The sequence below is a fragment of the Cupriavidus sp. PB-02 genome (assembly GCF_058252315.1).
In genome coordinates, this window is sequence record NZ_CM177694.1 from 1,261,820 (window position 1) to 1,274,920 (window position 13,101).

General features: G+C 64.6%; 13 protein-coding genes and 1 pseudogene. 7 read left to right on the forward strand and 7 right to left on the reverse strand.

Going from position 1 to position 13,101, the window contains the following annotated elements; genetic code table 11:
* The first annotated feature begins 46 nt into the window (after window positions 1–46).
* The 7 genes and pseudogenes from AC10V3_RS06020 to AC10V3_RS06050 form a co-directional block, all read left to right on the forward strand.
* A complete protein-coding gene (locus AC10V3_RS06020) occupies window positions 47–385 on the forward strand; it encodes a hypothetical protein (RefSeq protein WP_051369689.1) in 339 nt (112 codons plus the stop codon).
* Window positions 386–601: 216 nt separating this feature from the next.
* Window positions 602–1,801, forward strand: a complete 1,200-nt coding sequence (locus tag AC10V3_RS06025; protein WP_022534278.1) for an ABC transporter substrate-binding protein — start codon at window positions 602–604, stop codon at window positions 1,799–1,801.
* 99 nt (window positions 1,802–1,900) lie between these two features.
* Window positions 1,901–2,671, forward strand: a complete 771-nt coding sequence (locus tag AC10V3_RS06030) for an ABC transporter ATP-binding protein (RefSeq protein WP_349609356.1) — start codon at window positions 1,901–1,903, stop codon at window positions 2,669–2,671.
* Between the two features lie 10 nt (window positions 2,672–2,681).
* Window positions 2,682–3,407, forward strand: coding sequence for an ABC transporter ATP-binding protein (locus AC10V3_RS06035; RefSeq protein WP_022534280.1), 726 nt, complete (start codon window positions 2,682–2,684; stop codon window positions 3,405–3,407).
* A 14-nt stretch (window positions 3,408–3,421) separates the two neighbouring features.
* The gene (locus AC10V3_RS06040) at window positions 3,422–4,306 is read left to right on the forward strand and encodes a branched-chain amino acid ABC transporter permease (protein ID WP_041681304.1); all 885 of its coding nucleotides are present in this window, start codon (window positions 3,422–3,424) and stop codon (window positions 4,304–4,306) included.
* Between the two features lie 32 nt (window positions 4,307–4,338).
* Window positions 4,339–5,349: a branched-chain amino acid ABC transporter permease gene (locus AC10V3_RS06045; RefSeq protein WP_490923663.1), complete on the forward strand. Its 1,011-nt coding sequence runs from the start codon at window positions 4,339–4,341 to the stop codon at window positions 5,347–5,349.
* A gap of 380 nt (window positions 5,350–5,729) precedes the next feature.
* Window positions 5,730–6,335 (forward strand): annotated as a pseudogene (locus AC10V3_RS06050) (IS110 family RNA-guided transposase); the annotation flags it as partial.
* Window positions 6,336–6,758: 423 nt separating this feature from the next.
* On the opposite strand, the gene AC10V3_RS06055 reads toward AC10V3_RS06050, so the two are convergent.
* The 7 genes from AC10V3_RS06055 to AC10V3_RS06085 are packed head-to-tail and all read right to left on the reverse strand — an operon-like array spanning window position 6,759 to window position 13,099.
* Window positions 6,759–7,748: an NADPH:quinone oxidoreductase family protein gene (locus AC10V3_RS06055; RefSeq protein WP_022534284.1), complete on the reverse strand. Its 990-nt coding sequence runs from the start codon at window positions 7,746–7,748 to the stop codon at window positions 6,759–6,761.
* A gap of 2 nt (window positions 7,749–7,750) precedes the next feature.
* Window positions 7,751–8,863, reverse strand: coding sequence for a CaiB/BaiF CoA transferase family protein (locus tag AC10V3_RS06060; protein WP_022534285.1), 1,113 nt, complete (start codon window positions 8,861–8,863; stop codon window positions 7,751–7,753).
* On the reverse strand, window positions 8,860–9,516 hold the full coding sequence (locus AC10V3_RS06065) for a 3-hydroxyacyl-CoA dehydrogenase family protein (protein ID WP_022534286.1): 657 nt from the start codon (window positions 9,514–9,516) through the stop codon (window positions 8,860–8,862). The genes AC10V3_RS06060 and AC10V3_RS06065 overlap by 4 nt, the downstream gene beginning before the upstream one ends.
* A gap of 1 nt (window position 9,517) precedes the next feature.
* Window positions 9,518–10,393 carry a 3-hydroxyacyl-CoA dehydrogenase family protein gene (locus AC10V3_RS06070; RefSeq protein WP_022534287.1) on the reverse strand — a complete coding sequence of 292 codons (876 nt, stop codon included), beginning with the start codon at window positions 10,391–10,393 and terminating at the stop codon, window positions 9,518–9,520.
* 9 nt (window positions 10,394–10,402) lie between these two features.
* Window positions 10,403–11,569: an acyl-CoA dehydrogenase family protein gene (locus AC10V3_RS06075; protein ID WP_022534288.1), complete on the reverse strand. Its 1,167-nt coding sequence runs from the start codon at window positions 11,567–11,569 to the stop codon at window positions 10,403–10,405.
* 14 nt (window positions 11,570–11,583) lie between these two features.
* On the reverse strand, window positions 11,584–12,336 hold the full coding sequence (locus tag AC10V3_RS06080; protein ID WP_022534289.1) for an SDR family NAD(P)-dependent oxidoreductase: 753 nt from the start codon (window positions 12,334–12,336) through the stop codon (window positions 11,584–11,586).
* Complete coding sequence (locus tag AC10V3_RS06085; RefSeq protein ID WP_022534290.1) at window positions 12,329–13,099, reverse strand: enoyl-CoA hydratase/isomerase family protein; 771 nt, start codon at window positions 13,097–13,099, stop codon at window positions 12,329–12,331. Before AC10V3_RS06085 ends, AC10V3_RS06080 begins: the two co-directional genes overlap by 8 nt.
* Window positions 13,100–13,101 lie beyond the last annotated feature (2 nt).

A 13,101-nucleotide genomic window follows, 5' to 3' on the forward strand; every position in this document is an offset into this window, starting at 1 on the left:
GACGGTGGCAGGCGCAAGGCAATCGATACGGTCAACGCAGTCCGAGATGTGTATTGCAGAGATGCTCCACCACATCCGGGCCGCGGTGCGTGCCATCCAGTCGGAAGCCAGGCAGCAAAGGCCGGACGATGGCAACGCAGTGACGCGGCGGCTTAGCCGCCTGCTGGCGCTGGCTATCCAGCAGGAATCCCCACTCGATATCGCGGTGATCCTCGGCAGTGCCGCGGAGCTTCGGTATTTTCCGGATGACGTGGCGTTCGAGCGCTGCACGCGGACGGTCCAGTGCCTTGGAAGCAAGGCAATGCGCGCCGTGGTCTGGGCGGTACGCCATCGGTGTGCCCGCGCTGGCGGCGCCGAACACCGGCGCTTTGTCGTTGAGTCCTGAGCCGCTGTCGCGGCCTTCGAGAGCACCAGGACTGTAGTTTCCGAGGACATGTGCGTGGGCACGAATGTCCTCGTCAAGCCGGCGAAGACACAGAAATCCCCGATTTCTGCCGGTTTTCAGGGGTTCCAGGGCTGGCATCGTTGTTGCAGAGAAAGAAGAAGGCTGCCCTGTCCGCAGCGGCAGCCCACGACGATAACGTACGACTGGAGACATTCAATGAAGACTACGGTGCTGCGCACATGCGCGCTGGCTTGCCTGGCAACGCTCTGCCATCCGGCGCTGGCGGAGGAGCCCTTCCGGATCGGCGCCCTCGTAGATATGACGGGCGTGTACTCAGGTATTGGCGGGCCGGGCGGGGTCGCCGCGGTCAAGATGGCGGTCCAGGATTTCGGCGGCAAGGTTCTCGGCAGGCCCATCGAGGTCCTGAGCGCGGACTACCAGAACAAGGTCGATGTGTCCGCGACCCGGGCGCGGGAGTGGTATGACCGCAATAACGTCGAGATGATCATCGAGTCCACCGACTCGGCTTCGGCGCTGGCGCTGCAGAAGCTCGGCGCAAGCAAGAAGAAGATCACCATCTTCGCGGGTTCCGCCACGACCGAACTCACGGGCAAGCAGTGCTCGCCTTATGGTGTGCACTACGTCTACAACACCTATGCTTTGGCCAACGGCACGGCGCGGGCGATCGTCGAGGAAGGCAAGAAGGACTGGTTCTTCGTGACCGCTGACTATGCCTTCGGCCATTCGCTGGAAGCCAGTGCCGTCGCGGTGGTCGAGCAATCCGGCGGCAAGGTGAGCGGGAAGGTCCGACACCCGCTCTCGGCATCGGATTTTGCTTCGTTCCTGCTGCAGGCGCAGTCGTCCAAGGCGCAGGTCATCGCACTGGCCAATGCCGGGCGCGATACCCAGAACGCGGTGCGCCAGGCCGCGGAGTTCGGCCTGGGAACAGGAAAGCAGGTGGTTGCGCCCCTGCTGATTTTCGATAGCGACCTGAAGGGTATGGGCCTGAAGGCGTCGCAGGGCCTCCAGTTCACCACGGCCTTCTACTGGGACTACAACGACGAGACCCGGGCTTTCGGGAAGAAATTCTTTGCCCAGACCAAGTCGATGCCGACCATGGTCCAGGCCGGCATGTACTCCGCCGTTATCCACTACCTCAAGGCCGTGCAGACCGTCGGCAGCGCGGACCCCGACAAGGTCATGGCGAAGATGCGCGAGACGCCGGTCAACGACTTCTTTGCCAAGGGCGGCCGTATCCAGGCCAACGGGCAGATGGTCCACGACATGTACCTCGCCGAAGCCAAGGGACCGGCGGAGTCGAAGGGCGAGTGGGACCTGATGAAGATCCGCAAAGTGATTCCGAAGGACAAGGCGTTTGAACCGCTGGCACAGAGCGCCTGCCCGCTGAAGGGCTGACGCGCCGCGTCTGTCCCTGATCCCCGCTTGAAGGGAATCCCGGTGGCCAAGGCCACCGGAGGCCCTGTTTTGTCCTTCATCCGAGCGCTTCCACTTCCCATGTCAGATCTCATCCTGCAGACAACGCAACTGTCGAAGGCCTTCAGGGGCTTTACGGCGGTCAGCGATGTCAACCTGCAAGTACGCCGCGGGTCGATCCATGCATTGATCGGGCCCAACGGCGCGGGCAAGACCACTTGCTTCAACCTGCTCACCAAGTTCCTGGAGCCGACCACCGGCACCATCCTATTCAACGGCATCGACATCACCCGCGAGAAGCCCGCGCAGATCGCGCGCCGCGGCGTGATCCGTTCCTTCCAGATCTCGGCGGTGTTCCCGCACCTGACGGTGATGGAGAACGTGCGCATCGGCCTGCAGCGCCAGCTTGGCACCGCGTACCAGTTCTGGCGCAGCGAGCGCTCGCTGAACGTGCTCAACGACCGCGCCATGGAACTGCTCGAGCAGGTCGGGCTGACCGAGTTCGCGCAAACCGTCACGGTGAACCTGCCGTACGGCCGCAAGCGCGCGCTCGAGATCGCCACGACGCTGGCGATGGAGCCCGAGCTGATGCTGCTGGACGAACCCACGCAGGGCATGGGCCATGAGGACGTGGACCGCGTCACGCAGCTGATCAGGAAGGTCTCGGCGGGCCGCACCATCCTGATGGTGGAGCACAACATGAGCGTGGTGTCGTCGATCGCGGACAAGATCACGGTGCTGCAGCGCGGCGCGATCCTGGCCGAGGGCCCTTACGCTGAAGTGTCGAAGGACCCGCGCGTGATGGAGGCCTACATGGGTACCGTCGACGCGGAACTGCAAGGCGCGCACTGAGGGGCACGACATGACGACATCGAATACACCTGCCCTCGAAATCAAGGGCCTGGAGGCCTGGTACGGCGAATCGCACATCCTGCACGGCGTGGACCTGACGGTGAACCGCGGTGAAGTGGTCACGCTGCTGGGCCGCAACGGCGCCGGTCGCACCACCACGCTGCGCGCGATCATGGGCCTGACGGGTGCGCGCAAGGGCTCGATCAAGGTCAATGGCCATGAAACCATCAGCCTGCCCACGCACAAGATCGCGCACTACGGCATTGGCTATTGCCCCGAAGAGCGCGCCATCTTCTCCAGCCTCTCATGCGAAGAAAACCTGATGCTGCCGCCCGTGCTCAAGGGCGCCGACACCAGCAAGGGCATGAGCGAGGCGGATATCTACGAGATGTTCCCGAACCTGAAGGAGCGCCGCCAGAGCCAGGGCACGCGTCTTTCCGGCGGCGAGCAGCAGATGCTGGCGGTCGGGCGCATCCTGCGCACGGGTGCCAACCTGCTGCTGCTCGATGAAATCTCGGAAGGGTTGGCACCGGTGATCGTGCAGGCGCTCGCGCGCATGATCCTGATGCTCAAGCAGAAGGGGTACACGGTGGTGATGGTGGAGCAGAACTTCCGCTTCGCCGCGCCGCTGGCCGACCGCTTCTACGTGATGGAGCATGGCAGCATCGTCGAGCGCTTCGCGGCCAGTGAGCTGCAGGCCAAGATGCCGGTGCTGCACGAACTACTTGGAGTGTGAGGCTGACGATGCCCATTGAAATCTTCGGAATACCGCTGCCGGCATTGCTCTCGCAGGTCCTGCTCGGACTGGTCAACGGCGCGTTCTACGCCATGCTCAGTCTCGGCCTGGCCGTGATCTTCGGACTGCTGAACGTCATCAACTTCGCCCATGGCGCCTTGTTCATGCTGGGCGCGGTGCTGGCGTGGATGGGCACGACCTACCTGGGACTGTCCTACTGGGCGATGCTGGTGCTTGCCCCACTTGCCGTTGGCATCCTGGGCGTGGTGCTGGAGCGTCTGCTACTGCGGCGCATCTACAAGCTGGACCATATCTATGGCTTGCTACTGACGCTCGGTGTGACGCTGGTGGTGGAAGGTGTATTGCGCTCGGCCTACGGGGTCTCCGGCCTGCCGTACTCGACGCCGGAAGCGCTCTCCGGCGGGACAAACCTGGGCTTCATGATCCTGCCCAACTACCGCGCCTGGGTCGTCGGTGCATCGCTGTCGGTGTGCCTGGGTTCCTGGTTCCTGATCGAGAAGACCAGGCTCGGCTCCGTGCTCCGCGCGGGAACCGAGAACCCGAAGATCGTGGAGGCGTTCGGCGTCAATGTGCCGCTGCTGATTACGGCGATCTATGGCTTCGGGGTGGCGCTGGCCGGCCTCGCCGGTGTGCTCGCCGCGCCGGTCACGCAGGTTTCCCCGCTGATGGGGCAGAACCTGATCATCCTAGTGTTTGCCGTGGTGGTGATCGGCGGCATGGGTTCGATCCTTGGCGCGGTGCTGACCGGGCTCGGCCTGGGTGTCGTCGAGGGCCTGACCAGGGTGTTCTACCCGGAAGCCTCCTCGACCGTGGTGTTTCTCGTGATGGTCATCGTCTTGCTGTTTCGGCCTGCAGGACTGTTTGGTAAGGAAAAATGATGAGCGGATACTTCTCCACCTCCCGTCTTGCCATGCCGGCCGGATCCGCACCGGGCTCCGCCACGCGCGTGTCCAGATACCTTGGCATCCTGCTGCTGGCCATGCTGGTGCTGGCGCCCCAGGCGGGCGTCTACCCGGTGTTCGTGATGAAGATCCTTTGCTTCGCACTGTTCGCCGCGGCCTTCAACCTGCTGCTCGGCTTTACCGGCCTGTTGTCGTTCGGGCATGCCGCGTTCTTTGGCGGGGCTGGCTATGCAACCGGTTACGCGATGAAGACCTGGGGCGTTTCCGCGGAAGTCGGCCTGCTGGCGGGCGTCGCGACTGCCACGGTAGTTGGCTTGCTGATGGGCTCGCTCGCCATTCGCCGGCAAGGCATCTACTTCTCGATGATTACGCTCGCGCTGGCGCAGATGTTCTTCTTCGTGTGCCTGCAGACGCCGGCCACCGGCGGCGAGGACGGGATGCAGGGCATCCCGAGGGGCAGCCTCTTCGGCGTACTGCCGCTGTCCTCCGACATGACGTTCTACTACGTTGTCGTAGCGATCTTCGTGGCTGCCTTTGCGTTGATCGTGCGCGTCGTCCATTCGCCGTTCGGGCAACTGCTCAAGGCGATCAAGGAGAGCGAGGCGCGTGCGGTGTCGTTGGGCTTTGACGCCAACCGTTTCAAGCTGCTGGCCTTTGTTCTGTCGGCGGCGCTGGCTGGCCTGGCGGGGTCGATAAAGGCGTTGGTGCTTGGCTTTGAGACGCTGACGGATGTCCACTGGACTATGTCGGGGACGGTGATCCTGATGACGCTGGTGGGGGGCATGGGTACGCTGACTGGGCCGGTGATTGGCGCGCTGGTCATTGTCGTGCTGGAGAACAAGCTCGGCGATATCGGCGTCGGGCTGGCAAGCCTGACGGGGGTGGAATGGTTCGCGACGCTGGGCGAGTCGGTGACGCTGGTGACCGGGGTGATCTTTATCCTGTGCGTGCTTGCGTTCCGCCGCGGGATCATGGGGGAAGTGCAGGCGTGGATGCGTCGTGCGCCAAGACAGGGCTAGGATTGCGCGATCGGCTGGTCGTTGCTCGACGGCTCGCGCGGCTGGTGACATGTCGTCGTTGTTTGAACCGCTTGGTTCCGCCCTCCTGGGCGGGTCACTTTTGTCCGAGCGACAAAAGTAACCAAAAGCGCGTCGCCTGCGGCTGGCCTTCATCAAGGGGGCGGCGTTGGTGGTTCGGGGCGGTGGTGATTTCCGTTTCTATGTGGTCAGCCGTTCGAGCCTGCTACGCCAGGTGAGTGAGTGACAGTGCCTTGCGAAGGCCCACTTTTGAACGATCCCCATGCAGGGCGTAGGCCGCCTGCTGACTGGGGCATCGCGTCAACGCCTACGGCTGCGCTGCGCGCGGCGCATCAGCTGGGGCGAGGCGGCGGCGCCGGGAAGTGCGTCGCTGCGCTCGCACAGCGCCGACGCACGGGCGCGTGCTCAAGAACAATCGCTGGAGTAATAGGCACAGGACCGATGCTGCCGACGCCAAGGCCATCTGGACCGCGGCGCAGCTGCCCGGCATGCCTGTCGTTGCCCCCAAGAACGAGTCGCAGCAGTGCGTGCTCAGCCTGCACGCACTGCGCCAGTTGCGCGTGAAGATGCGCACCATGCTGGTCAACCAGTTGCGGGGCACGCTGTTTGAATTCGGCGTCCACTTCCCGCGCGGACTGCGCACCGGCCTGCATGAAATCGTCGAGCACATGGCCGACATCGAGCAGAGCGTGCCGCCCATGCTGTTCGAGTTCGTGCACGAACAATTGCAAAGCATCGAACGGCTCGATCAGGAGATTGCCCGCCTCGACCAGCGTATCAACGCCTGGGGCCGGCAGAACCAGGCTTGCCAGACCATCCTCGCTATCCCGGGCATCGGCATGCACACCGCCACGGCCAATGTTGCCACCATTGGCGATGTCCACACCTTCAAGTCCGGCCGGCAACTGGCGGCCTATCTTGGCTTGGTGCCCAAACAAACCGGCACCGGCGGCAAGGTCTGGCTGGGCGCATGACCGGGCTTATGACCGCGACTACGTCTCGGTCAGGCCTGCCTGATGGCAGGCCGGGCTGCAGAGGAGGAAGGCAGGACCCGCCCGCAGGTTGCGACGGTGAGATGAGCATCATGGCAAGACAGGTCGGACCGCGAGAGCGTAAGCCCAACGAGTCACAGGTGCCTCAAAGCACGACCAAAAGATAGGGACGCTGCCGGCGGATATCCATGAAGGCCCGCAGGCTCGCCTGCACCGCAAGGCCGGATATAAGTCTGCAACCAGTCCTGCTCGAGCCAGAATGGTCGTCATACCTTGCAAACCGGGGCGCGTTCATATAAGTGACCCGCCCAGGAGGGCGGAACCAAGCGGTTCAAACAACGACAACATGTCACCAGCAGCGACAGTTGAAAGGCCCGCGGTACATGACGCCGCTTGAGATCAATCGATTGTGAGAACGTACTTGCCAGCGACCTGCCCCGATGCCAGTTTGGTCAGCGCTTCCCCAGCACGGCCCAGCGGCAGCACGCCGGCAATCGGCGGCCGGATAGCCCCTTGCTCATACAGGCTGAAGAGCTTTTCCTGCACCGCCTGGACCTTCCCGGGTTGCCGCTCCCGATAGTCGCTCCACTGCAGCCCGCCTACGCTGATGTTCTTGACCAGCAGGTAGTTGGCCTTGATCTCCGGGATGCGGCCGGCGGCAAAGCCGATGACCACCGCACGACCGCACCATGCCATCGCGCGCAAGGCCGCATCGAACACGTCGCCGCCAAGCGTGTCGAGCAGAACATCCGCACCGTGCCCGCCCGTTGCGGCGCGCACCTGGTCGCGCAGGGCATCCCGCAGGTTCGGCGCCGCCAGGTCGATGACAGCGTCCGCGCCCATCGCCATGACGGCCTTCGCATGTTCGGCGCCGCTGACGCCGGTGAGCGCGGTACCACCAAGTCCCTTCACGATCTGCAGCGCCGCAGAGCCGACGCCACCGGCAGCGCCGGTCACCAGTACCGTTTCACCTTCCTGGTATCCCCCTCGTTCGACAAGAGCGAAGTATGCAGTCTGGTAGACGAGCCCCATCGCCGCGGCATCTTCGAACGACATGCTGTCCGGGATCCGGAAACAAGCGTTCTCGCTGGCACTGACGAGTTCCGCGTACGCACCGTATTCGAGTTGCGCCACCACGCGATCGCCGGGACGCAGCTTCCTGACATCGCTGCCGACCGCGCGCACGACTCCTGCTGCATCCTTGCCCGGTGCAAAAGGGCGCTCGGGCAGTATCTGGTACTTGCCGCGCACCACCAGCAGGTCGGGATAGTTGACCGCGGCGGCGCGGACTTCAATCAGGACACCATCGGCAGGGAGCACCGGATCCGGCAACTCGCCAATGGACAGATGCTCGGGTTCATTGAACTCCTGGATAACGATAGCTTTCATATTTATGGTTCTAGAAGATGGTTGTCGGCGCCGAGGGCGGGCGAGGCCTGCTCGGGGCTAACGTTGCGGAACGCCGCGTCCAACGGAACGGGCAACGCGGACAATGTGGTGCCGGCTGCGGTCCTCACTGTCCGGTCAAACAGATGCCGTGCAGCGAAATGCGGGTCCGCCGCCGCCTCCTCCAGGCTGACCATGCGGCTGGTGCAAACGTCCTGTCCCGCGAAGCGGTCCATCCAGTAGTCAGCTGTATGCTTTGCCACGGCGGCGGCGACAGCCTCGGTCGCCTCTGCCGGCGCGAGCCGATCGAGTGCCGCGGCGTCCAGTCCGATCAGCGTGGTGAAGTTGCCCCAGAACTTTTCTTCGATCGGTGCCGCGGCGAGGAAAGCGCCATCGGCGGTCCGGTAGACCTGATACCGCGGCGAGCCCCCAGTCACAAGGTCCGAGGCGGGGCGGGGCCACTGGCCCCGGGCACCGGCGCCGAGTCCCCAGTACTGGAACGCAAACAGGTTGTCGGCCATGGCGATGTCCAGATGGATGCCTTTGCCGGTCTGCTCGCGTTGGCGCAGGGCCAGCAGGATATTGATCATGGCCGGATACGCGCCGCCGGCAATGTCGGCGATCAGCGCCGGCGGCAGCCCCGGCTTGCCGTCAGCGCCGGCGGTCAGCGACAGCATGCCGGCAGCGGCGACGTAATTCAGGTCATGCGCGGCCTCGTTCGCCCTCGGGCCGTGCTGGCCAAAGCCCGTGATCGAGCAGTACACCAGCCGCGGATTGATCTTCGCGACATCCGCATAGCCAAGCCCCAGCCGGTCCATCACACCGGGCCGAAACTGCTCAAGCAGCACGTCGGCTTCCTGGATCAGCGGCACAAGGCTGTCGATCGCAGCCGGCGATTTCAGATCGATGGCGACGGACTTCTTGCCGCGATTGAGGAGCACGAAGTTGGTACTGTCCGCGTCCGCCTTGGGCTCGTACGATCGCATTTCGTCGCCGCGGCCGGGTCGCTCGAACTTGATGACCTCGGCCCCGGCCTCGGCCAGCAGCAGGGAACACAGCGGCCCGGGCAGCAGGGTGCTGAAGTCCAGCACCTTCACCCCAGTCAATGGTTGGGTCATGGCGTCCCTGCCTTGGCGCGTTCGGCGGCTACGCGGGCCCGGCGAGCGGGTGCATAGGGTTCCTGGCCCAGCGCCTCGTAGAGCGCCTGGGTAACAGCGTAGTGCTGCGCCAGCCCGGTGCGCTCGAGCAGCGAGATCGGGCCTTCCGGATAGCCGAGGCCCAGGCACAGGGTCTTGTCCAGGTCCGCGGCGCTGGCCAGTTTTTCGTCCAGACGCCGCAGTGCCGCGTTGAAGTAGGGCCTGATCAGCCGGTCGACGATGCGGCCGGGAAAGTCATTGCAGACCGCCACCACCAGGCCACTGGCCTGGAATGCCGCCTTGGCAGCCTCGATCGCCGCTGGATCCGTGCCCGGTTGCCGCACCAGTTCAACCAGCGGGCTGGGATCGGCATTGCCCAGCCGGAAGCGGGCGAAGCCAACGACATTCGACCCTTCCAGGCCGCGGCTTTCGCCGGTGTGGAAACCCAGACACTCGGTATCGAGCTCAATGGCCACGAAGGTGCGGGCCTCATGGCCGGTGCCGCAGGCATAGGCTGCGCCGGCGCTGGCGCCGAGGTAGACCAGGCCCTCGCCGTCCGCAGTGGATTGTTCCAGGAAGGCGTGCGGGGCAGGGAAGGAGCGGCTCTCGCCGGCTCGAACGATCTCGTATCGCATATCAGGCTCCGAACATCTTGGTATCGCCGTAGACGTGAAAACCTCTGCCGGTCTTCTTGCCAAGGCGGTTGGCGGCGATCATGCGCCGTACCAGCGGCGGGCAGGCGGCGCGCGGCTCATGGGTCAGGCCATGCATGGCCTCGCACAGCAGCTTCTGGGTATCCATGCCGACCAGGTCGAGCAACTCGAGCGGGCCCATCGGATAGCCGAGCGCGGTCTTGATCGCCAGGTCGATATCGGCGGGCTCGGCCACGCCTTGCTCAACCAGCCTGATGGCGTCGTTGTTGAACGGGATCAGGAAGTAGTTGAGGATGAAGCCCGGTGTGTCCTGCGTGGTCACAGGCTTCTGTCCCATGGCTTCGGCAAAGGTCCAGGCACGCCGGAAGGTTTCGTCGGATGTCGCCAGCCCCGGCGACATCTCGATCAGCTTCATCAGTTGCGCCGGCAGGCAGAAGTGCATGCCGACGAAGCGGTCCGGCCGGCCTGAGCCGCCGGCGATCTCGGTGATGGAGATCGTGGAGGTGTTCGACGCAAAGATGGTGCGCTCCGGGCAGACCTGGTCGAGCGCCTGGAACAACTGGTGCTTGACCGCGAGATCCTCGAACACGGCCTCGATGACGATGTCGCACGCCGCAAGGCTGGCCAAGTCGGTGGTGCCTTGCCACCGGTCCAGCGCGGCGGCGGCAGCGCCCGGCGGCAGCTTGCCGCGTTCCTCCGATTTCTTCAGGAATGCCTCGGTCTGGCCTCTGGCGCGGTCAAGCGCCTCTTGCCTGGCATCGAACACGATGGTCCGGAATCCGGCGCGGGCCGCCACGATGGCGATCCCGGCCCCCATGGTGCCGGCGCCGGCCACGCCGACGGTTTGGATAGTTGTCACCGTTGTCTCCTACTTCTTCAAGAAACTGCGTCCGATCAGCTGGCGGTGCACCTGGTTCGTGCCCTCCCAGATCTGCGTGATCTTGGCGTCGCGCATCAGCCGTTCGACGCGATAGTCGTTGCAGTAGCCGTAGCCACCCAGAAGCTGCACGGCATCCGTCGTGATCCGCATGGCGGCATCCGATGCGCGCTGCTTCAGCATCGAGGCCTCCACGCCGAAGTCTTTCTCGCCGGCGTCGACCATCTCGCCGACGCGCCATAGCCACGATTCGCACAGCGCCAGTTCCGAGGCGAGGTCGGCCAGCATGAACTGGATGCCCTGGAATTCCAGGATCCGCTTGCCCGATTGCCGGCGCTCGTTGATATACGCAACGGCATCCTCGAAGGCCGCGCGGGCGATGCCCAGCGCATGCGCAGCGACGCTGGGCCGCGAGCGGTTCAGCGAGCCGAACAGGATGCGCAGGCCATCCCCGGGATTGCCGATCAGGTTGGCGCGCGGCACGCGGCAGCCATCGAATGCCAGGCTGGCGGTGCTGGAGGCGCGTGTGCCCATCTTGTGCTCCGTGCCCAGCACGCGCAGCCCCTCGGTGCCTTTCTCCATGATCAGCACCGAAATGGCTGCCTTCGGATCGCTGATCTCCGACCACTTGCCGAACAGCAGGTACTGGTCGGCGACGTCGCCGTTGGTGATAAAGGTCTTGCCACCGTCGATGACGATGTCGTCGCCGTCAGGGGTAAAGCTGGTGCGCATGCCGGTCGCGTCGGAGCCGGCCGACGGCTCGGTGATCGCCAGTGAAGCGAGACCGCCCTCTGCAATCCGTGGCAGCAGACGGGCCTTCTGTTCCTCGCTGCCGTATTCGATCAGCGGCTTGATGGCATGGAAGTTTGTCGCCCAGACGATGCCGGTCGAGGCGCACGCTTTGGAGATCTCCCGCACGCAAGCGAGGTAGCAGAGATAGGAGAGTTGAGCGCCACCGTAGGCGTCGGGGATGAACATCGCGTTCAGCCCCAGCGCATTGATCGCCTGCACGTTCTCCCAAGGGAAGGCGCCAGTGCGGTCATACTCGGCCGCGCGCGGTGCGATCTGCGTTTCACAGAGATGCCTGACGCTGTCGAGGATCATCCGCTCTTCATCGGAGAGGGGCAGGCGGGCGTCCAGTCGTTCCAGAATGTTCATGCGTGCATCCTTGATCAAAGGGCCATGCCCTGGCCACCGTCGACATAGAGCGTCTCGCCGGTCAGGAAACGTCCGGGCAACTGGAACAGCATGGCGACAAGCCGGCCAATGTCGGCGGCTTGCCCCGGTCCGCCGGCCGGAATGCGTTTCTTCAGGAACGCTTGCAGCGCCTCCCCGTTCAGCTCCTCCCGGTTCAGGTCCGTCTCGATATACCCGGGCGCGATATTGAGGACGCGGATGCCGTTGCGGGCCCATTCCACGGCGAGGCAGCGCGAGATCGCACCCACGGCGGCCTTGGATGCGCAGTAGGCGGCGTTGCCCTTGACGCCCAGCTTGTCGTAGAACGATCCGATATTGACGATCAGCGACGAACCGCTCTCGCACAGGTAGGGGTAGGCGGCCTGGCTGGCGAGCAGCACCGAGGTGGCATTGGTCGTCATCACCCGCTCGAAGTCTGCAATCGGAAAGGTTGCGGACGCGCCTTGCAGATGGATGCCCGCGTTGTTGACCAGGCCCACCACCGGCTTGCCGAACATTGCCGGCACCGCGGCGAACGCAGCCTGGACCGAGTCCGGGTCAGTGATATCGCAGCGCCTGGCGCGCACCCTGCTTTGCGCTGCTTCGTCCAGCCCTTGCAGATCGGGAAGCTCGCCGGAGCGGGACAGGCATGCCACGTGCAAGCCGGCGCTGGCAAGCTCGATTGAGATGGATGCACCGATACCGCGGCTGCCGCCCGTCACGATGACCGTACCGTTGATCTCAGGCATCTTTGAACTCCGGCGTGCGTTTTTGGAGGAATGCGCGCATGCCTTCCGCCGCATCGGCGGTCTGGTAGGCAAGGGTGGACAGGTCGGCTTCGATGTCTAGGCCTTCGTCCAGCGTGGTTGCCATGCCGCGTGCGACGGCCTCGCGGGCAAACAGCGATGCGCACCGGCTGTAGCCGACGAAATCGGCCATGAAGGCTTTGCCGAGTTCCACCGGTTCGCCTTCCGGCACGACCCGGTTGACCAGGCCCCAACGCTCGGCCTCGATGGCATCCACCGTCCGACCCGACATCACCAGTTCGGTGGCGCGCGCCTCGCCCACCAGGCGCGGCAGCCGCTGGGTGCCGCCGTAGCCGGGAATCAGGCCAAGCTTGATCTCCGGCAGGCCCATGCGCGCCTTGACGGTGGCGATGCGGAAGGTACAGGCCATGGCCAGTTCGAGGCCGCCGCCGAAGGCGTAGCCGTGCAGCACCGCCACGGACGGGATCCGCAGCGCGGCCAGCTTGGCGAAGGTGCGCTGGCCCAGATGGGCGCCGAGCCGCTGCGCCATCAGGTCCCTGTCCATCAGCTCCTTGATGTCGGCGCCGGCACAGAAGGCCTTGGGGCCGGCGCCGGTGACGATCAGCGCGCGCGCATCGGATGCGGCCACCTGGTCAAGGGTGTATGACAGGGCCTCGATCATCGTGAACTGCAATGCGTTCAGTGCGTCGGGCCGGTTCAGGGTCAGGACCGCATACGGGCCGGAATACTTGATGTCAATTGCCATGT